Origin of the sequence: Hymenobacter sp. B81 (assembly GCF_044628455.1) — a bacterium.
Classification (GTDB): domain Bacteria; phylum Bacteroidota; class Bacteroidia; order Cytophagales; family Hymenobacteraceae; genus Solirubrum.
The window spans coordinates 282792-302685 of the sequence record NZ_JBIYZW010000003.1 but is presented as its reverse complement, the minus strand read 5'-3'; the positions used below and the strand labels follow the sequence as shown (position 1 = coordinate 302685).

The window sequence follows — 19894 nt, the reverse complement described above, 5'->3', positions numbered from 1 at the left end:
CCTAGCTGACGTAGTTCAGGTAGGACTTGTAGCGCGGAAAAATGTAGCGCGGGGGCACTTTCAGCGAGAGGCCGGCCCAGATGAGCATGTTGTAGTAGCCGTTTTGCCGGGGCGCGCCGCGAAACACCGAGAGCATGCCCTTGCGGGCGGTTTTGGCCGTGTGCCAGTCGATATTGAACGACACCGAGTAGCTCAGCCCGTGCACCTGGTGCAGGGTGCCCGAGGGCATGAACAGGATGTCGCCGGGGCCCAGCACCACCTCCATTGGCTCCACGCCGCGGGCCCGGGGAAACTTGTCGTAATCGGGGCGGCTGGGGTCAAACTTGGCCCAGCGCCAGCCCTCCACGTAGCACTGGTCTTTCTGATCGGGCGGAATCAGGATGAAGCGCTTGTGGCCGGCCACCTGGAAGAACAGGTTGTGGGTGTAAAGCGTGTCGAAGTGCAGGGGCGTGAGGCTACCGGTGGCGCCCATGAAGAACTGGATGTAGTTGTACCACTTGTCGTGGTACCACTCGGGCAGCAGTTCCTTGGGGAAGGGCTCGATGTCTTTGATGAGGGCCGGCAGCAGGTGAAAGATGGGCACGTCGTGCAGGTAGGGCGGCTTGGGCGGCTTCTCGCCGTTGCTGAGCTGCTGCTCGTAGCCCTGCAGCAGGCGCACGTACTCGCTCAGCAGCATGGACTTCCGCTCCCCTTTCGACACGTCGCCCACCTTGGTGGCCATCTGCACGCCGCCCTCAATTTCCTTGAAGTAGTCGGCCTGCCAAGCGTGCAGCGCGTCCCAGCCCTGGGTCATCTTGCGGATGAGCACGGGCGTGTTGGTTTTCACGAACCGCTCGTGAAACTCGCGGCCGGAGATGGTGTCGACAACCTGAATCTTTTTCATGACGGGGCGGGAAGGTTAAGCGAGGGTGAGGGATTGATCGGCCCGGGCAAACTCGGGCTCGGTGGCCAGCAGGAAGGTCAGCGCGTCGCGCATGATGTCCACGGCCGCGTCCACGATGGCGGGCGTGATGATGAGCGGGGGCACCAGGCGCACCACGTTGTTGTAGTGCCCGCCCACCTCAAACAGCAGCCCGCGCTGCAGGCAGGCCGCGCGGAAGGCCTTCACGAAGCTGGGGAAGGGCTCCTTGGTGTCGGCGTCGCGCACAAACTCCATCCCGATCATCAGCCCGCGGCCGCGCACCTGGCCCAGGTAGGGGCAGTCGGCCTTCAGGGTTTCGAGGCGCTCCATCAGGTAGGCCCCCATTTCCTTGGTGTGCTGGCGCACGTCGTGGCGCTCGATGAAGTCGAAGGCGCCGTTGGCGGCGGCCAAGCTCACCTGGTTGCCGCGGAAGGTGCCGATGTGCGCGCCCGGGCCCCAGGCCTCCACGTCCTTGCGGTAGATGAGCCCCGAGATGGGGAAGCCTACGCCGCCCAGGCCCTTGGAAATGGCAATGATGTCGGGCACGGCGTCGGTGTGCATCCACGAGAGGAACTCGCCCGAGCGGAAAAAGCCGCTTTGAATCTCGTCGAAGATGACCAGCACGTCGTGCTGGTGGGCCAGGCGCACCAGGTCTTCGAGGTAGCCCTCCGGCGGCACAATGTTGCCGCCCTCGCCCTGAATGGGCTCGATGATGATGGCCGCCGGCTTGGGCACGCCCGAGTGGGAGTTTTCGAGCACCTGCCGCAGGTAGTCCACGCACTGGTTCTGGCAGGCGCCGGGCTTTTGCTTGAAGGCGCAGCGGTAGCAGTAGCTGTAGGGCACGTAGTGCACGTTGGGAATTAAGGAGGGCAGCTTGCTGCGGAAGCCCACGTTCGAGGTCAGGGCCAGCGCCCCCGAGGTCATGCCGTGGTAGCCGCCGGTGAAGGCAATGATGGTGTCGCGCCCGGTCTTGATCTTGGCCAGCTTGATGGCCGCCTCGATGGCGTCGGAGCCGGTGGGGCCGCCGAAGCTCACCTTGTACTGGTCGCGCAGCGCCTCGGGCAGGCAGCCCAGGATTTTGCGAATGGCCGAGAGCTTGTTTTCGGTGGGAAAGTCGAGGGCGTGCACCAGGTGCTTCTGCTGCTCCACGGCGTAGGCCATTACCTCCTCGTTGGAATGGCCCACGTTCAGCACGCCGGCGCCGGCAAAGAAGTCGATGAACTGGTTGCCGTCCACGTCTTCCACAATGGCGCCCTTGGCGCGCTTGAGGGCAATGGGAATGCTGCGCGGGTACGACACCACGCTGCCTTCCAGTTCTATCTGCTGCTGAATCAGCTCCCTGGACCGCTCGCCGGGAATCGATTCGCTCACGATGCGGGCCTCTTCGGAAAAATGGTAATTGGTAAAATCGGTCATGGTACGCGGGGGGTTGGCGGGTTGAAGAGAAAGTTGAGTAGTCGGGCTGGGTTGAGTTGGGGGCCGGCAGCCGGGCGGCCGGCCGCAGTCAGGCGGGTTGAGAAATCAGGGCGGGCTTAGTCGAACAGGGACTTGAGCGCGTCCAGGTCGTCGAACGACAGCTCGCTGTAGGCGAAGTCGCTGGGCGTCAGCTCGCGGGTGTCGCGCTGGGTGCAGAAGTCCACGAGCTGCCCGAGCTGCTGGCGGTAGGCCTGCATCCAGGCCTCGATGGTGGCGGGCAAGAAGTGCGGGCGGTGGTAGTGCAGGGTGAGCGTGAGGCGGCCCTGCTGCACGCTGCCAATCAGCTCCAGCTCGTAGTCGCTGCGGTTTTCCGGGGCTTCGTCGCGGCCCAGGCTGCGCTCTTCGAAGCGGAAGAAAGCGTCTGCCTCGTCGTTGCCCAGCTGGCCCAGGTAGTTGAACACCAGCTGCGGGCGGGGCCGCTCAGTGGCTAGGGCATCGGGGGCGAAGCGCAGCAAACCGTAGCCGGTGCCGTTGTGGGGCACTTTGTGCAGGTTCTCCTTCACTTCCTTGAGCTGCCGCGCCAAATCGAAGGCTGGGTTCAGGTCGAGGTGCACCGGGTACTCGGCGGTAAACCAGCCCACGGTGCGGTCCACGCTCAGCTCGGGCAGCTGCTGGCTGCGGCCGTGGCTTTCCAGCATCAGCCGCAGCTGGGTGGTGCCGAAGGTCTGGCGCGTGGCCAGCCCCAGGGCCGTCAGCAGCAGGTCGTTGACCTCGGTGCCGAAGGCCTGGTGGGCCTGGGTGAGCAGGCGCTCGGTGGTGGCCGCGTCCAGCTCCACGCTCACCTGCCCCAGGTCGGCCACCGTGCCCGGCGCGGCGCTGGGCAAATCGTGGGGAATGGCGTCGGCGGGCAAGTCAACTACTCGCTGCCAGTAAAGCTGCTCGGCGGTGAAGGCCGGCGAGTGGGCGTAGGCGCGCAGCTGCTCGGCCCAGAGCTTAAACGAGTCGGTCTTGACGGGCAGCTCCGGTGCCTCGCCCCGGGCCGCGGCCTGGTAGAAGGCGGTCAGGTCTTCGAGCAGAATGCGCCACGACACGCCGTCGACCACCAAATGGTGCGCGCACAGCAGCAGGTAGTCCTGGGTGGCGGTGCGCAGGTGCAGGGCCTTGAGCAGCGGACCGGTGGCCAGGTTGTAGCCGGCCTGCAGCTCCAGGGCCAGCTGCTCCATGCGCGGCCAGGGGTCGGCTTCGGCGCGCAAATCGTGGCTGCGCAGCTCGGCCTCGAGGCCCGGCGCGGCGTTGAACTGCCGCAGCTCGCCGGCCTGCTGCGCAAACTGCAGGCGCAGCGCGTCGTGGCAGGTCAGCAGCTGATTGAGCGCCGTGCGCAGGGCGGCTGCCTGCAGGGGCTCGGCGGCCGTCAGCAGCAGGGACTGGTGGTAGTGCTCGGGGTTGGTTTTGGCGGTGGAAAAGAAGTCGGCTTGAATGGGGGTCAGCGGCACCGGGCCGGTTACGGGGCCCTGCTCGGCCACGCGCTGCAGGGGGCGCAGGCAGCCGGCTAGTTCGCGGATGGTGGGCTGGCGCATGATGTCGCGGATGTCGACGCGGTAGCCCTGCTTGTAGAGGCGCGAGGCCACCTGAATGGCGCTGATGGAGTCGCCGCCGGCGTCGTAGAAGTTCTCGGTCACGCCCATCCGCTCGCGGCGCAGCACGGCGGCCCAGGCTTCAGCCAGCAGCTCTTCGGCTTCGGTGGCGGGGGCGCAGTAGCTGGTTTCCTCGTCGGCGGCGGGCGCTTCCCAGCGGGCCAGCAGCTTGCGGTCAATCTTGCCGTTGGCCGTTACCGGCAGCGCGTCAAGCAAATGGAAGCGGCGCGGAATCATGTAGGGCGGCAGCTCACGGCCCAGCGCCTCCTTGATGCGGGCGGCACTGGCTTGGGCCGGGTCGGCGGGCACCACGAAGGCCGTCAGGTAGCGGCGCCCGGTGGCGTCCTCGCGGTCGATGACCACGGCGTCGGCCACAGCGCTGAGCTCGGTGAGGCGGGTTTCAATTTCGCCCAGCTCGATGCGCTGGCCGTTCACCTTCACCTGGTAGTCTTTGCGGCCGTGGAACTCCAGCAGGCCGTCGGGGCGCCAGCGGGCCAGGTCGCCGGTGCGGTACAGGCGCTGGTTTTTCTCGGGGGCGAAGGGGTCGGTCATGAAGGCCCGGGCAGTCCGCTCCGGGTCGTTCACGTAGCCGCGGCCCACGCCCACGCCGGCCACGCACAGCTCGCCCAGGGCGCCTATCGGGCACAGGTTCAGGTGCTCGTCGACCACGTAGTTGGTGATGTTGTGCACCGACCAGCCGATGGGAATGGTGCTTTCGCCCTCGGGCACCGCGTCGAACACGTACCAGGAAGTGCCGTCGGAGGCTTCGGCCGGACCGTAGTCGTTGACCATGCGCACGGCGGGGTAACTGGCAAACCAGCGCTGGGCCAGGGCCGGGGGCAGCCGCTCGCCGCAGCTGATGAGGTGGCGCAAAGCAAAGTCGTAGGCCGGGCGGTCTTTCTCAATCAAGTCGAGCAGCACGCTCAGGTACGAGGGCACCACCTGCAGCACCGTGGCGCGGTTGCGCAGCAAGTCCTGCAGCAGCAGCTCGGGCTGGGCCACCAGCTCGTCGTCGTAGATGAGGGTGGTGCCACCGGTAACGAAGGCGTTGAACGACTGCCACACCGAGATGTCGAAGCCGTGGGAGGCGTTCTGCACCAGCACCGTGTCGGCGTCCTGGCCCAGGTAGGCGGCCGTGGCCAGGGCGTGGTTCATGCGCCCGCGGTGCTCGTTCATGGCCCCTTTCGGTTTGCCCGTCGAGCCCGAGGTGAAGATGACGAAGGCCAGGCTGTCGGGGTTGATGACGCGCTCCAGGTTGGCCTGCGACTCGGCTTCGGCCGCAGCCAGCAGCTCGTCGAGGAACAGCACCGGGCACTGGCCCCACAGGCGCTGGCGCAGCTCCAGCGCCTCGGCGCTGCGCTGGGCCACCACGAGCTTGGCGCCGGCGTCGTGCACGATGCCCTCGACGCGGTTGAGCGGGAACTTGGTTTCGACCGGGATGTAGGCCGCGGCGCTTTTCCACACGGCCAGAATCGAGGCCAGCATGTTTTCCGAGCGGTCCATGTACACGGCCACCAGGTCGTCTTCGCCCAGGGCCACGTGCCGGCCGATGGCGCGGGCCAGCTGGTTAGCGCGGGCGTTCAGCTCCTGGTAGCTCAGGCGGGCCTCGCGGCAGATAACGGCGGTTTTAGCCGGCGTTTCCCGCGCAAACCGTTCCACGTACTGGTGGTAGGTCAGGTCCAGCGCAAAGTCGCGGGCGTTGTCGTTGAAGGCGGCCAGCTGGCGGCGGTCGGCGTCGGTGAGCACGTCGAAGTGGGCCAGGGGCTGGTCGGTGGCCGCGGCTACTTTGCCAATCAGGGCTTCGAAGTGGCGCAGCAGGGCCGCCATCTGCGCGTCCTCGTAGAGGTCGGTGTTGTAGGAGAGCTGCAGCGCCAGGCCGGCCGAGCTTTCGGTGAAGTCGAAGTCGAGGTCGAAAACCGTGCTGCGGCCTTCGATGTCGAGCGGCTCGATCTGCAGGCGGCGCAGGTGCTGGTGCAGCAGGCCGGTTTCGTCCTGGTCGAAGTTCTGCAGGATGATGAGCACGTCGAACACCGGGTTGCGGCTGGGGTCGCGCGGGCCGTCGAGCTGGCTGATGAGCAAATCGAAGGGATAGTCCTGGTGCTCGAAGGCTTCGAGCATGTTCTGGCGCACGCCGCGCAGCAGCTGCTCGAAGGAGCCGGCGGGCTGCACCTCGTTGCGCAGCGCCACGGTGTTGAGGTAGTAGCCGATCTGGTTTTCCAGGTCGGGGTGGCTGCGGCCGGCGGTGGCCGCGCCCACTACCAGGTCGGCTTGGCCGGTGTACTTGTAGAGCAGCAGGTTGAGCAGCGCGGTCAGCGTCATGAACAGGCTGGCGTCGGCGCGGGCGCCGAGCTGGCGCAGGGCTTGCAGGGCTTCGGGGGCAAACTGGTGCTCGAGGGTGCGGCCGTTGAAGGTTTGCACCGCGGGGCGCGGGCGGTAGCTGGGGAAGTTGAGCACCGGCAGCTCGCCGCCGAGCTTCCGCAGCCAGTATTGGCGGTGGGCCTCAAACTCGGGCGTGGCCAGCTGCGCAGTCTGCCAGGCGGCGTAGTCCTTGTACTGCAGCGGCAGGGCGGGCAGCGGCACGGCGTGGCCGTCGGCCAGGGCCTGATAGGCGGTCAGCAGCTCGTCGATGAGCAGGTTGTTCGACCACCCGTCGCAGATGATGTGGTGCATCACGCAGAACAGGTAGTACGACTGGTCGGGCAGGCGGTAGAGGGCCATCTGGAACAGCGGGCCGGTGGCCAGGTTCATAGGGGCTCGGCCGCGGCGCGCCAGCTCGGCGGCCACCTCCTCGGCCGACTTCGTGGTGCGGCGGTAGTCCACCACGTCGAGGCTGGTGGGCAGCTCGCCGGGCAGGTGAATGCGCTGCTTCGGCTCGCCGCCCACGGCCACGAAGGTGGTGCGCAGGCTTTCGTGGCGGGCCACCAGCACGTCTACCGCGGCCTGCAGGGCTTCCACGTTCAGCTCGCCGCGCAGGCGGTAGGCGCGGAAGGAGTTGTAGGCCACCAGGTCGTCGGCCAGCTGATCGATAATCCAGAGGCGCTTTTGGGCGTTGGACGTTTCGTACACCGGCTGCTCGGCCACCCGCGGAATGGGGGCATAGGCCGAGTAGCGGGCCTGGCCCACGGCGGCGGCCACGCCTTCCAGGGTGGGAGCCGCAAACACGGCCCGCAGCGGCAGCTTCACGCCGAACTCGCGGTAGATGCGCGCCGTGAGCTGGGTGACCTTGAGCGAGTGGCCGCCCAGGGCAAAGAAGTTGTCGGTGACGCTGATGTCGGACTGGCCCAGCAGCTCGCGCCAGATGGCGGCGAGGCGGATTTCCAGCTCGGTGCGCGGGGCTACCAGCGCCGGGCCTTCGGCAGCGACGGCGGCTTCGGGGGCCGGCAGGGCGCGGCGGTCAACCTTGCCGTTGGGCGTGAGCGGCAGCGCGGGCAGCTCCATCAGGTAGGTGGGCAGCATGTAGCCGGGCAGACGGGCGGCCAGGGCCTGGGTCAGCGCGGCGGGCTCGAGGCCGGGCGCGTCGGCGGTGAAGTAGGCGCACAGGTAGGTGTGCCCACCGGCGTCGCGGCGGTCCACCACTACGGCCTCCTTCACCCCAGCCGTGGCCACCAGATGCTGCTCGATTTCGCCCAGCTCGATGCGGTGCCCGCGGATTTTCACCTGGTAGTCCCGGCGCCCGAAAAACTCGATGCTGCCGTCGGGCAGCCAGCGGCCCAGGTCGCCGGTGCGGTACAGGGGCACGCCGGCTTCGCCGCCGAAAGGGTCGAAGCCGAAGGCGGCGGCGGTTTTGGCGGCGTCGTTGACGTAGCCGCGGCCCACACCCGCGCCGGCCACCCAGATTTCGCCCTTCACACCCAGTGGGCACAGCTGCCCCCGCTCATTCACGATGTAGATGCGCGTATTCTGAATGGGTTTGCCGATGGGCACCACGGCCCGTTCGGGCAGGGCATGGATGTGGTGCAGAGTCACGTCGTCGGCGGCTTCGGTGGGGCCGTAGGCGTTGACCACGGGCACCTGCGGGAACTGCCGGAACCAGCGCGCCAGCAGGGGGCGCGTTACGGTTTCGCCGGTAACAAGCAGCTGGCGCAGGCTGGCGAAGGGCGCATCGGCGGCGGAGCTACCGGTTTCCTCCAGCAGCACCGAGAGGTAGCTCGGCACCACTTCCAGCACCGTCACGCCTTTAGCCGTGACTTCAGCCACGAAATCGGCCGGCTGCTGCACCACTTCGGGCCCCAGAATGACGGTTTGTCCGCCCACAATCAGGGCCACAAACATCTGCCACACCGACACGTCGAAGCTCTGCGAGGCGTTCTGGGCCATGCGGCTGTCGGCGCTCATCTGCAGCTCGTCGATCATGCCCAGCAAGTGGTTGAGCATGCCTTTGTGCTCGACCATGGCGCCCTTGGGCCGGCCCGTCGAGCCGGAGGTGTAGAGCACGTAGGCCAGGCCGTCGTTGCCCGGGCCGGCCGGGCGGCCGCTCCAAGCCGGAACTTCCGTTGGCAGCGCGTGGCTGTGCTGGCTGGCCGAAGCCGGCGCGGGCACGGGGCCGCGGGCGTCGAGGCACACGAGGTGCCGCAGGCCGGCGCAGCGCTGCTGCACTGAGCGGGCCAGGGCAGCGTACTTTTCTTCGTAGAGCAGCACGGCTACCTGCGCGTCGTCGAGCACCACGGCGAGGCGGTCGGCGGGCAGCTCGGGGTGCAGGGGCACGTAAGCGCCGCCGGCCTTCCACACGCCGTAGATGCCGGCCAGCATGGAAATAGAGCGGTCGGTGAGCACGCCCACGATGGCCTGCGGCGGCAGCTGCAACTCGTGGTGCAAAAAGGCCGCGGTTTGCTCGGCCCGTTCGCGCAGGGCACCGTAGCTGATGCTTTCCTGGCCGTGCACGATTGCGGTCCGGTCAGGCGTGGCATCGGCCACGGCGTCGATGAGCTGATCGACGGTTCGGTCCAGCGGCAGCGGCCGGGCCGTGTCGTTGAACGCGTGTACCAGCTGCCGGCGCTCGGCGGCCGAGAGCAGGTCCACGTCGAGAATGGTTTGCGCGGGGTCGGTGGCCAGGGCCGTGAGCAACTGCTGGTAGTGGCCCAGCAGGCGCGCAATGGTGGCCTCGTCGAACAGGTCGCGGCTGTACTCGATGCTGAGCACCAGGCCCTCGGGCGTGTGGTCCACGTCGAAGCCCAGGTCGAACTTGCTGCTGGCCCAGGGTACTTCCTCGGTGCTGAGCTCCAGCACCTGGCCCCAGCGCTGTGCTTCGGGCACGGCCGGCGCGTTGTAGAGGCTGAACATGACCTGGAAGAGCGGGTTGCGGCTCAAATCGCGCTCGGGCGCCGCCACTTCCACCACCCGCTCGAAGGGCACGTGCTGGTGAGCGAAGGCCGCGAGGGTGGTTTGCTTGACGCGCTGCAGCAGCTCGCTGAAGGAAGGGTTGCCGCTCACGTCGCCGCGCAGCGCCAGCGTGTTCACGAGCAGGCCCACCATGGTTTCCTCGCGGGCCTGGGTGCGGCCCGCCACCGGCGTGCCCACGCAGATGTCGGTCTGGCCGCTGTAGCGCGCCAGCAAGGCCTGGAAGCCCGCCAGCAAGCCCATGAACAACGTCGCGCCGGCCTGCTGGCTCACCTGCTCCAGCTGCTGCTGCAGCTCGCGGGGCAGCGTGGTTTGCAGCAGACCGCCCTGGCCGCTGGGCACAGCGGGCCGCTCGTGGTCGGTGGGCAGCTGCAGGGCGCTCAGGCCGTTGAGCTGGTTTTTCCAGTAGCGCAGCCCATCGGCCAGGGCCTCGTCGGTGAGGTGCTGGCGCTGCCAGAGGGCGTAGTCGGCGTACTGCACGTCGAGGGCCGGCAGGGCGGCCGGGCGGTTTTCCGCGGCGGCCAGGTACAGCGCTTCCAGCTCGCGCACCATGATGCCCAGCGACCATCCGTCGCAGGCAATGTGGTGCACTACCAAAGCCAGCAGGTGCTCCTGCTCGCTTAGCTGCAGCCGGTGGGCGCGCAGCATATAGTCGCGGCTCAGATCAAACTCCGCAGCCAGCCAGCCGGCCAGCACCTCGGCTTCGGTTTGCTCGGCGCCGAGCACCAGCGCGGGCTCGGGCTGCCAGCCCTCAGCGGGCAGTACCCGTTGGCAGGCGCCCTCGGCGTCGGCGCCGATGACGGTGCGCAGGGCTTCGTGGCGGGCCACCAGCTGACGCAGGGCCGTGGTCAGGGCCGCCTCGTGCAGCTCGCCGCGCAGGCGCAGCACCAGCGGAATGGTGTAGCTGCCGCTGCCTTCGAGCTGGTCGATAAACCAGAGGCGCTCCTGGGCAAACGAGAGCGGCAGGCGGTCGGGCCGGGGCTGGGCCGTGAGCGGGGCAATCAGCTTGAGGTCGGTGGCCTGGTCGAGCAGCTCGGCCAGCCCGGCAATGGTGGGCCGGCTGAAAATCTGGCGGATGGTTACCGGCCGGCCCAGCTGGTGGCGAATGGCCGCCACCAGGCGCGTGGCCAGCAGGGAGTGGCCGCCCAGGGCGAAGAAGTTGTCCTCCACGCCTACCCGCTCCCGCTTCAGCAGCTGCTGCCATACCTCGGCCAGGGCCTGCTCGGTGGTGGTGCGCGGGGCCACGTAGGCCTCGGCTTCAGTCACCTGCTGCGGCTCGGGCAGGGCTTTCTTGTCGACCTTGCCGTTGGGCGTGAGCGGCAGCACGTCCAGCTCCACCCAGGCCGCGGGCACCATGTACTCGGGCAGGCGCTGGCGCAGGTGGCGGCTGGCTTCGGCCACGCTGAAGCCGGCTTCGGGCACCACGTGGGCCACCAGTTGCAGGGTGCCCGAGGCGTCGCGCCGGGCTGTGACCACGGCCTGGGCCACGGCGGGCGCGGTTTGCAGCAGGGTTTCGATTTCGCCCAGCTCCACGCGGTAGCCGCGGATTTTCACCTGGTCGTCGAGGCGGCCGAGGTAGCTGAGCGCGCCGTCGGGCTGCCAGCGCACCAAATCGCCGGTGCGGTAGAGGCGGCCCAGGCCGGCCACGTCCACGAAGCGCTCCGCCGTCAGCTCGGGCTTGTTGAGGTAGCCTGGGGCCACGCCCGCGCCGCCGATGTACAGCTCGCCGGGGCAGCCCACCGGCACGGGCCGCCGCTGCGCGTCGAGCACGTAGGCCTGGGTGTTGGCCAGCGGGTAACCGATGGGCACAGTGCCCGCGCTGCCCGCGGCGCGCACGGCGTAGCTGGTGGCGTAGGTGGTGGTTTCGGTGGGGCCGTACACGTGCACGATTTTGTCGGGCCCCAGGGCCCGCAGGGCGCGCTGCACGTGGGGCACCGACACCAGCTCGCCGCCGAACAGCACCTTGCGCAGTCCGCGCAGGGCCGTCAGCTGGGTGTCGGCCAGGGCGTTGAACAAGGCCGTGGTCACGAAGGCCACGCTCACCTGGTGCTCGGTGATGATGGCGGCCAGCTCGTCGGCATCGGCGGCGGCCGACTCGGGAATCAGCTGCAAACAGGCCCCGCACAGCAGGCTGCCGTAGATGTCGTAGGTCGAGCCGTCGAAGGCGAAGTTGGACCACTGCAGCACCGTGTCGGTGGGCTGCACCTGAATGGGGCCCGGGTCGAAGGCCAGCTTGATGACGTTGCGGTGGGTAACCTGAATGCCCTTGGCCTGGCCGGTGGTACCCGAGGTGTACATCACGTACACGCCGGCTTCGGGGTCGAGGGCCAGCGGCGGGTTGGTGGTGGGGTACGGCGCGGCCTCGGCGGGGCTGAGCAGCGGGCCGGGGTAGTCGGGCAGCACCGTGCGCAGCTCGGGGTGGGTGCACACCACGGCTTGAAGGGCCGCGTCCTGAGCAATGTAGCGCAGGCGGCTGGCGGGGTAGTCGGTGTTGAGCGGCACGTACACGGCCCCGCTTTTCAGGATGCCCAGCAAAGCCACCAGCATATCGGGGCTGCGGCGGGCCAGCACGCCCACCCGCTCGCCCGGCCGGATGGCCTGGGCGCGCAGCAGGTAAGCCAGCTGGTTGGCCTGCTCGTTCAGCTCGCGGTAGCTGAGGGTGGCGGCGCCGAAGCGCAGGGCCGGCCGCTCGGGCGTGCGGGCCACCTGCTGCTCAAACAAGCTCACCAGCGTCTCGGTCTGCGGGTAGTCGGCGCGGGTATCGTTAAACTGGTGCAGCAGCTGGTGCTGCTCGGCGGCGGTGAGCAGCTCCAGCTCCTGCACGCGCCGCTGCGGGTCGGCGGCCAGCTGGGTGAGCACCTGCCGGAAGTGGCCCACGAGGCGGTGAATGGTGGCTTCCTCGAACAGGTCGCGGCTGTACTCGATGCGCAGCAGGCAGCCCGCGCCGGTGGGGTCTACTTCCACCGTCAGGTCGCACTTGGCGTGGTTCCACTCGTAGGGCTGGCCCTGCACCCGCAGGCCGCCGAACTCGCTGAGCGGCACCTCGGGAATGTTCTGCAAGGCAAACATGACCTGGAAGAGCGGGTTGCGGCTCAAATCGCGCTCGGGCGCTACGGCCGCCACAATCTGCTCCACCGGCACGTGCTGGTGGGCGTAGGCCGCGAGGGTGGTTTGCTTGACGCGCTGCAAGAGTTCCGCAAACGAAGGGTTGCCGCTCACGTCGCCGCGCAGCACCAGCGTGTTCACCAGCAGGCCTACCATGGTTTCCTCCCGGGCCTGGGTGCGGCCGGCCACCGGCGTGCCCACGCAGATGTCGGTCTGGCCGCTGTAGCGCGCCAGCAAGGCCTGGAAGCCCGCCAGCAAGCCCATGAACAACGTCGCGCCGGCCTGCTGACTCACCTGCTCCAGCTGCTGCTGCAGACCGGCGGGCAGCTCCACGCGGATGAGGCCACCGCGGCGGCTGGGCACGGCGGGCCGCTCGTAGTCGGTGGGCAGCTGCAGAGGGCTGAGGCCGTGGAGCTGGTTTTTCCAGTAATCCAGGCTGGGGGCCAGGGCCTCGGCCGTGAGGTGGCGGCGCTGCCAGAGGGCGTAGTCGGCAAACTGCACGTCGAGGGCCGGCAGGGCGGGCGCGGCGCCGGTCAGCGTGGCTTCGTAGAGCGCGGCCAGGTCGCGCACCATCACGCCCAACGACCATCCGTCGCAGGCAATGTGGTGCACGCTGAACGCGAGTAGGTGCTCCTGCTCGGCTACGCGCAGCAGGTGGGCGCGCATCATGTAGTCGTGGGCCAAATCGAAGGGCGCTTCCAGCCAGGGGCGCAGCACGTCGGCCTCGGTCTGGTTTTCGGCCAGCACCGTCAGTGGCTCGGGCTGCCAGTCCTCGGCGGGCAGCACCTGCTGGTAGGCGCCCTGCTCGTCGGTGAGCACCACGGTGCGCAGGGCTTCGTGGCGGACTACCAACTGGCGCAGGGCCGTGGTCAGGGCCGCTATGTGCAGCTCGCCGTGCAGGCGCAGCACCAGGGGCACGTTGTAGTGCACGCTGCCCTCCATCTGGTCGACCAGCCACAACCCTTCCTGCATGAAGGCCAGCGGCAGGCGCGCGGGGCGCTCCTGGGGAACCAGCTCCTCTTCGGCTGCCGAGGCCTGGCCCAGCTGCCGGGCCAGCTGTTCCACGGTGGGGTTGGCCAGCACCGTGCGCAGCGGCAGGCGCGTGCCGGTTTGCTTTTCGATGGCTACCATCAGCCGGGCCGCCAGCAGGGAGTGGCCGCCCAGGGCGAAGAAGTCGTCGTGGACGCCCACCTGCTCTACTTCGAGCAGGCGCTGCCAGATGCCGGCCAGGGTTTGCTCGGTTTCGGTGCGCGGGGCCACGTAGGGCTGCTGGCGCCACACGTTGAGCTGGGGCTCGGGCAAAGCTTTCTTGTCGACCTTGCCGTTGGGCGTGAGCGGCAGCACGTCCAGCTCCACCCAGGCCGCGGGCACCATGTACTCGGGCAGCGTCACGCGCAGGTGGCTTTGCACGGCGACCGGGTCGTAGCCGGCGCCGGGCACCACGTAGCCCACCAGCTGCAGGGCACCCGCGGCGTCGGGGCGGGCCAGCACCACGGCCTGGGCCACGCCGGGGGCCTGCTGCAGGCGGGTTTCCACCTCGCCCAGTTCGATGCGGTAGCCGCGGATTTTCACCTGCGTGTCGAGGCGGCCGAGGTACTCGATGATGCCGTCGGGGCGCCAGCGGGCCAAATCGCCGGTGCGGTAGAGCCGGTCGCCGCCGGGGAAGGGGTTGGGCAGAAACTTCTCGCGGGTGAGCTCGGCCTTGTTGAGGTAGCCGCGCGAGAGGCCGTCGCCGGCCAGGCACAGCTCGCCCACGGCGCCCAGCGGCAACAGCTGCAGGTGCTCGTTGACGATGTAGGCCTGGGTGTTGGCAATGGGCCGACCGATGAGCACCGGCTCGCCGGGCAGCAGGCGCTGGCAGGTGCTGTAGGTGGTGTCTTCGGAGGGGCCGTAGAGGTTGCGCACCTCAATGCGGGCCAGGTCCACGCGCTGGTGCACGTCGACGGGAATGGGCTCCCCGGCCATGTTGATGACGGTGACCTTCTGCCAGTCGATGCCCTCGTTGAGCAGGTGACGGATGATGCTGGGCACGGTGTTGAGCAGCACCGCTCGCGAGGTTTCGCGCTCCAGCGCTTCGGCAATGGCCAGCCCGCTGTCGAGCAGGCGAATTACGCGGCCGATGCTGAGCGTGTAGAAGATTTCGTAGATGGACAGATCGAAGCAGATCGACGTGCCCGCGTACACCACCTCGAAGGAGCTGGCGGCGTACTCCTGCTGGCACCAGCGCACGAAGGTGTAGGCGTTGCCGTGCTCGATCATCACGCCCTTGGGCTGGCCCGTGGAGCCGGAGGTGTAGATGACGTAGGCCAGCTCGTGCCAGCCGCTGGCGGGCAGCGCCAGCTCGGTCGACTCCCAGGCCAGCTCGTCGGCCAGCGTGTCCAGGCACACCACGGCCGCGTCGCTGTTGCCCGCCAGCAGCACCTGCTCCTGGGTGGTGGTCAGCACCAGCGCCGACTGGCTGTCCTGCAGCATGTACTGAATTCGTTCGCGCGGGTAGGCCGGGTCGATGGGCACGTAGGCGCCGCCGGCTTTCAGGATGGCCAGCAAACTCACCACCAGCTCCACGGTGCGCGGCATGCACACGCTCACCAGCGTCTGCGCCCCGATGCCGCGCCCGCGCAGGTAGTTGGCCAGCTGGTTCACGCGCTGCTGCAGCTCCCGGTAGCTCAGCTGCTGGTCGCCGCAGAGCAGGGCCGGCTGGTCGGGCGTGCGGGCCACCTGCTGCTCAAACAGGCTGATCATGGTTTCGTGCCGCGGATAGTCGGCCCAGGTGTCGTTGAACACCGTGAGCAGTTGGCGTTCATCAGCGGGGGTCAGCACGATGGGCGGTTCGGGGGCGGGAAGCTGCGTGGACATGAAAGGGAGTAGCAAGAGCCGTTGGAGAGCGGGGAGAACGTGACCGACCGGCCGCCACTTGGCGCGCCGGAGCACGGAATGCAAGCCGGGTTGGCGGTCCGCCAGCCGTTGGCCGCGAGCAGCTCACTCGGGCCCGGGGCCGCCGGCCTTTCTCACATTCCTGACAGAAAGGTTGATTGCGGCGCCGCGGCCCGAAATTTTTTTACACCAATGCCCCGTTGGCCGGGATAAACCCGGCGTTGGCGCCCCCCAGCGGCGCCCGCTCTCCCGCCTCGCTCATGGGCCCAGCGGGCCCGGTAACCGCCGCGCCCGGGCACGAAAAAACCCCGGCGCAACAGCGGCGGGGTTTTCGGGGGGCGAAACGGCGGGCCCTCAGGCCATCTGGGTTATTCGTTCACGGTTGGCAGTGGCTTCAAACACGCGGGTTTCGGGCCGGGGCGGGTGCCCCAACCGTGCCAGCTCCTCCAGACTCAGTTCACCATCGATGTAGCGTTGCAGCTCGGTCAGCGCGGCTTCGCTGGGCGTGGTACCGCCCATTGCCGCCACGGCAATGCCCCACTCGGCGTGCTGCTGCCGCTTGCGCCGGGCGGCGCCTTCGGCCTCAGACAGCCCCGGGGGCAAATCTTTGAAATATTTACTTTCCATTGATTCAGAAGCAATTGTCTCAGCAATCCTGTACGTATTCACCGCAAATTTGGATACCCTTGGCCGCCGTTCCGCCCCGAAAAAAGCTGGCGCGGGCGCGGCCTGGGGCGGGGCGCCGGGGCCGGGAAGCCGGTTTTGGTTCCCGAAACCGGCTTCGGGCCGGCCCAACAATTTTTACCGCTCGGCGCTTACATTGGCAAGCTCAACTTCACTCCGACGCGTATGGCACTCCGTTTAGGCGACACCGCCCCCGATTTCTCGGCCGATACCACCCAGGGCCGCCTCAATTTCTACGACTACCTCGGCAACAGCTGGGGCATCCTGTTTTCGCACCCGGCCGACTTCACGCCCGTGTGCACCACCGAGCTGGGCCGCGCCGCCAACCTGGCCAGCGAGTTTGCCCGCCGCAACACCAAGATGATTGCCCTGAGCGTGGACGCGCTCGACAACCACCACCAGTGGGCCCAGGACATCGCCGAAACCCAGGGCGCGGCGGTCGACTACCCCATCGTGGCCGACCACGACCACAAGGTGGCCGAGCTCTACGACATGATTCACCCCAACGCCTCGGAGAAGTTCACCGTGCGCTCGGTGTTCATCATCGACCCCAACAAGAAGGTGCGCCTCACCCTTACCTACCCCGCCGCCGTGGGCCGCAACTTCGACGAGCTGCTGCGCGTGATTGACGCCCTGCAGCTGGGCGACCAGCACCCCGTGGCTACGCCCGTCGACTGGCGCCCCGGCGACGAGGTCATCATCGGCCTGGGGGTGAAGGACGAGGACCTCGAGAGCAAGTTTCCGCAGGGTCACCGCCGCGTGAAGCCCTACCTGCGCTACACCACCCTGCCCGCCTAAGCCCGCGGGCCCGCTGCCCCCGTCGGCCCGGCTGCGCTTTGTGCGGCCGGGCCGACGCGTTTGTGGGGCGCAGGCCCTACCTTTGCGCGCGATTTTTCCGTGCAAGGCAACCACCGGCCCCGCGCCGCGGTTACCCTGCTGCTACCGACTGAGCGCAAGGCCGCTGCGGCCCGCTCCCGACTGTTTTCACCTCTCAATGCACTCCACCATTTCCACTGATATCTGCATCATCGGCGCCGGCCCCGTGGGCTTGTTCGCCGTGTTCGAAGCCGGTTTGCTCAAGCTGCGCTGCCACGTGGTCGATGCCCTGCCCCAGGTGGGTGGGCAACTGTCGGAAATCTACCCCAAGAAGCCCATCTACGACATTCCGGGCTTTCCCGAGGTGCTGGCCGGCGACCTGATTCAGAACCTGATGCGCCAGATCGAGCCCTTCCACCCCACCTTCACCCTGGGCGAGCGGGTCGAGAAGTTCGAGAAGCTCGACGACGGCTCCTTCGTGCTCACCACCACCGACGGCACCGAGGTGCGCTGCAAGGCCATTGCCATTGCCGGCGGCCTGGGCTCGTTTGAGCCCCGCAAGCCCGCCATCGACGAGCTGGAGAAGTACGAGGGCGGCCGCGGCGTGTACTACATGGTGCGCGACCCGGAAACCTTCCGCGACCAGCGCCTGGTCATTGCCGGCGGCGGTGACTCGGCCCTGGACTGGACCATCTTCTTGGCCAACGTGGCCAAGGAAGTCACCCTGGTGCACCGCGGCACCACCTTCCGCGGGGCCGCCGACTCGGCCGAGAAGGTGAAGCTGCTCCACGAGGCGGGCAAGGTAAACCTGGTGCTGAGCTCCAACGTGACCCACGTGCACGGCCAGGAGCGTCTCGAAGCCGTGACCATCACCGCCAACGACGGCTCGACGCGCAGCGTGGAAGTCGACAGCTTTATTCCCCTGTTCGGCCTCACGCCCAAGCTAGGGCCCATCGGCGAGTGGGGCCTGGAGCTGGAAGACGACGCGGTGAAGGTGAACACGCTGGACTACAGCACCTCGGTGCCCGGCGTGTACGCCATCGGCGACATCAACACCTACCCGGGCAAGCTCAAGCTGATTCTGTGCGGCTTCCACGAGGCTGCGCTCATGGCCCAGGGCGCCTACAAGCACATCTTCCCCGACAAGCGCTACGTGCTCAAATACACCACCGTCAACGGGGTGCCCACTCTCTAGTTTTTGGTTATTGGTTGTTGGTTGTTGGTACACACTGGGGTGGTATCGAGGCCAACAACCAATAACCAACAACCAAAAACCAAACAAATGACCGACGAAGTACGCGTGTACGTGGAAGAGGCACCGGGGCAGCGCACCGAGCTGGTGGCGCCCACCGATATGGGCCTGAGCTTGATGGAAGTAATGAAGGCCTCGGGCTACGACATCCAGGCCACCTGCGGCGGCATGGCGTTGTGCGGCACCTGCCACGTGGAGGTGCTGGCCGGCCCCGAGCTGCCCGAGCCCTCGGACGATGAAATGGCCATGCTCGAGTCGTTGCCCATCATGAGCCAGGGCAGCCGCCTCTCCTGCCAGATCCGCATTTCCGAGCGCCTCGACGGCTTGGTGGTACGCCTGATGCCCCAGAACGTGTAGCTTCGGCTGCTCACTAAGTCCCGACGGTCGGCAGTGGCACTGCGCTTCGTGCGCAGCCACTGGCCGACCGTTTTGCTTGCGTCGCGTGGGAGCGGCCGGCTGCGCAGCGCAAGTGCAGCAGCAAAAAGCGGCGTCCCGTTGCCGGAACGCCGCTTGTGCTCTTGGCTGCCAACGGGCTTAACGCCGGCGCTTCGTGGTGGTTTTTTTCTTGGCAGTCGAGCTGCTGCGGCGCACCACGGCTTTCTTTTTGCTGCTGGTCCGGCGGTGGTAGGTGCGCTTGGGCGCGGCCTTGGTGGTCGTTTTGGGCGCTACGGCGTTTTCCTCAGCCATTTCCTCCACTGTGGGCGGCCCGATGGCCATGGCTTCGCTGCTGCTGGGGTCGTGCTGGGGCTGCGGAGCTGCGGCGCGCACAGAGGGCATTTTCTTGCGCGGTGGCATCAGGAAGGTACGCTCGGCCCGCTCCTGGGCGCTGAGTTTTTCCTCGCCGGGCAGGATGGGCCCTACCGGCACCGCCACCTTGCCGCCCGCTTCGGCGGCCGACTTGGCACTGGGCTGTTGCTGAGCCTGGGCCGCGGAAGTCAGCGCCAGCCCCAGCGCCATCGACAGAAGGTATTTATACATACGTAGTCCTCCGGTTATTTCAACAGGACCGCGAAAGTACCAGCCTTGGGGCGGAAAGACAACCCCCTGATAATCCAATCCCCTCGTTTTGAGGCGCAAATCGGCTTCAGCGCGGCCGCACGCGCAGGTTGGCGAAGTCGCCGTCGGAGTTGTCGCCCACGAAAAAACCCAGCTGCCGGCCAGCGGCGGGCCGCAGCGGCACTACGCGCAGGGCCGGCACGGGGGCTTCATCTACGTACACGGCCACTTCGGTTGGGCGCACCTCCAGCCGCACGTGCAGCCAGCCGCCGGGGTCGGGCGCGGGCTGCACGGGGGCTTCGTAGCGGCCCGGGAACTCGCGGCGCAGGCGGTTCCAGGGATGCTCCGGCATGGCCACGTACTGCACCGCGTGGCGGCGCCGCAGGCTATCGGCGTGGCGGAAGTTGAAGGGCCGGAAGTACACGGCCTCAAAGGCGGAGTCGTTCAGGCCGTGGAAGGCCAGCCCCACGAAGCTGCGCTGCAGCACGTCCTTGCCGCGCACGTCGAACTCCACCGTGCCCTCGGCAAACGCCACGTTGGGCAGCCAGGCCAGGCCGTCGAGCGGCCTCGAATCGAAGCGCAGTCCCGACCTGCCAGCTTCCCGCAGCGCCGTGGCCGCGCGGTTGACCACCCGCACCTTACCGGCTTCCACCAGCGCGGCCACGTCGGCAGGCGCGGCGCGGCCAGCCGGGCGGCCCGGCGCGCAGCCGGCCAGCAGCGGCAGCAGGCAAATCAGAAAAGCCGAAGGCACAGTAAAGCGCGGCATAGCATTGGGAAAAGAACCACGGAATAGTCGGGCCGGCGGCGGCGCTGTTGCGCCGCCGCCCATCATCAGGCCGGGCAACGGCCGCAACGACAGTGGTCCTACAACTTGGGAGT

Annotated in this window: 9 protein-coding genes; 3 read left to right on the top strand and 6 right to left on the bottom strand. The window is 67.8% G+C overall.

Annotation, left to right across the window (positions count from 1 at the left end; all coding sequences use genetic code 11):
• Window position 1: 1 nt before the first annotated feature.
• The 4 genes from ACE191_RS18205 to ACE191_RS18190 all read right to left on the bottom strand — a co-directional run bounded on the left by ACE191_RS18205 (window position 2) and on the right by ACE191_RS18190 (window position 15894).
• On the bottom strand, window positions 2-883 hold the full coding sequence (locus tag ACE191_RS18205; RefSeq protein WP_400193666.1) for a cupin-like domain-containing protein: 882 nt from the start codon (window positions 881-883) through the stop codon (window positions 2-4).
• Between the two features lie 15 nt (window positions 884-898).
• Complete coding sequence (locus ACE191_RS18200; RefSeq protein ID WP_400193665.1) at window positions 899-2317, bottom strand: aspartate aminotransferase family protein; 1419 nt, start codon at window positions 2315-2317, stop codon at window positions 899-901.
• 116 nt (window positions 2318-2433) lie between these two features.
• Window positions 2434-15249 carry an amino acid adenylation domain-containing protein gene (locus ACE191_RS18195; protein WP_400193664.1) on the bottom strand — a complete coding sequence of 4272 codons (12816 nt, stop codon included), beginning with the start codon at window positions 15247-15249 and terminating at the stop codon, window positions 2434-2436.
• A 372-nt stretch (window positions 15250-15621) separates the two neighbouring features.
• Window positions 15622-15894, bottom strand: a complete 273-nt coding sequence (locus ACE191_RS18190) for an antitoxin VbhA family protein (protein ID WP_400193663.1) — start codon at window positions 15892-15894, stop codon at window positions 15622-15624.
• A gap of 222 nt (window positions 15895-16116) precedes the next feature.
• Here ACE191_RS18190 and ACE191_RS18185 point away from each other — a divergent pair, with 222 nt between their 5' ends.
• The 3 genes from ACE191_RS18185 (at window position 16117) to ACE191_RS18175 (ending at window position 18376) form a co-directional block, all read left to right on the top strand.
• Entirely contained in the window at window positions 16117-16749 is a 633-nt protein-coding gene (locus ACE191_RS18185) for a peroxiredoxin (protein ID WP_400193662.1), read from the top strand.
• 196 nt (window positions 16750-16945) lie between these two features.
• Window positions 16946-17962 (top strand): NAD(P)/FAD-dependent oxidoreductase, encoded by a 1017-nt coding sequence (locus ACE191_RS18180; protein WP_400193661.1) that lies wholly within the window; start codon window positions 16946-16948, stop codon window positions 17960-17962.
• An 87-nt stretch (window positions 17963-18049) separates the two neighbouring features.
• A complete protein-coding gene (locus ACE191_RS18175) occupies window positions 18050-18376 on the top strand; it encodes a 2Fe-2S iron-sulfur cluster-binding protein (RefSeq protein ID WP_400193660.1) in 327 nt (108 codons plus the stop codon).
• 177 nt (window positions 18377-18553) lie between these two features.
• On the opposite strand, the gene ACE191_RS18170 is transcribed toward ACE191_RS18175, so the two are convergent.
• Both ACE191_RS18170 and ACE191_RS18165 read right to left on the bottom strand, forming a co-directional pair.
• Window positions 18554-18997 (bottom strand): hypothetical protein, encoded by a 444-nt coding sequence (locus ACE191_RS18170; RefSeq protein WP_400193659.1) that lies wholly within the window; start codon window positions 18995-18997, stop codon window positions 18554-18556.
• 106 nt (window positions 18998-19103) lie between these two features.
• Entirely contained in the window at window positions 19104-19781 is a 678-nt protein-coding gene (locus tag ACE191_RS18165) for a hypothetical protein (RefSeq protein WP_400193658.1), read from the bottom strand.
• Window positions 19782-19894 lie beyond the last annotated feature (113 nt).

Bases quoted from the DNA above. Each gene is read 5' to 3' on its own strand.
- ACE191_RS18190 (WP_400193663.1), bottom strand. From the start codon at position 15,894: ATGGAAAGTAAATATTTCAAAGATTTGCCCCCGGGGCTGTCTGAGGCC.
- ACE191_RS18165 (WP_400193658.1), bottom strand. From the start codon at position 19,781: ATGCCGCGCTTTACTGTGCCTTCGGCTTTTCTGATTTGCCTGCTGCCG.
- ACE191_RS18175 (WP_400193660.1), top strand. From the start codon at position 18,050: ATGACCGACGAAGTACGCGTGTACGTGGAAGAGGCACCGGGGCAGCGC.
- ACE191_RS18180 (WP_400193661.1), top strand. From the start codon at position 16,946: ATGCACTCCACCATTTCCACTGATATCTGCATCATCGGCGCCGGCCCC.
- ACE191_RS18170 (WP_400193659.1), bottom strand. From the start codon at position 18,997: ATGTATAAATACCTTCTGTCGATGGCGCTGGGGCTGGCGCTGACTTCC.
- ACE191_RS18185 (WP_400193662.1), top strand. From the start codon at position 16,117: ATGGCACTCCGTTTAGGCGACACCGCCCCCGATTTCTCGGCCGATACC.
- ACE191_RS18195 (WP_400193664.1), bottom strand. From the start codon at position 15,249: ATGTCCACGCAGCTTCCCGCCCCCGAACCGCCCATCGTGCTGACCCCC.
- ACE191_RS18205 (WP_400193666.1), bottom strand. From the start codon at position 883: ATGAAAAAGATTCAGGTTGTCGACACCATCTCCGGCCGCGAGTTTCAC.
- ACE191_RS18200 (WP_400193665.1), bottom strand. From the start codon at position 2,317: ATGACCGATTTTACCAATTACCATTTTTCCGAAGAGGCCCGCATCGTG.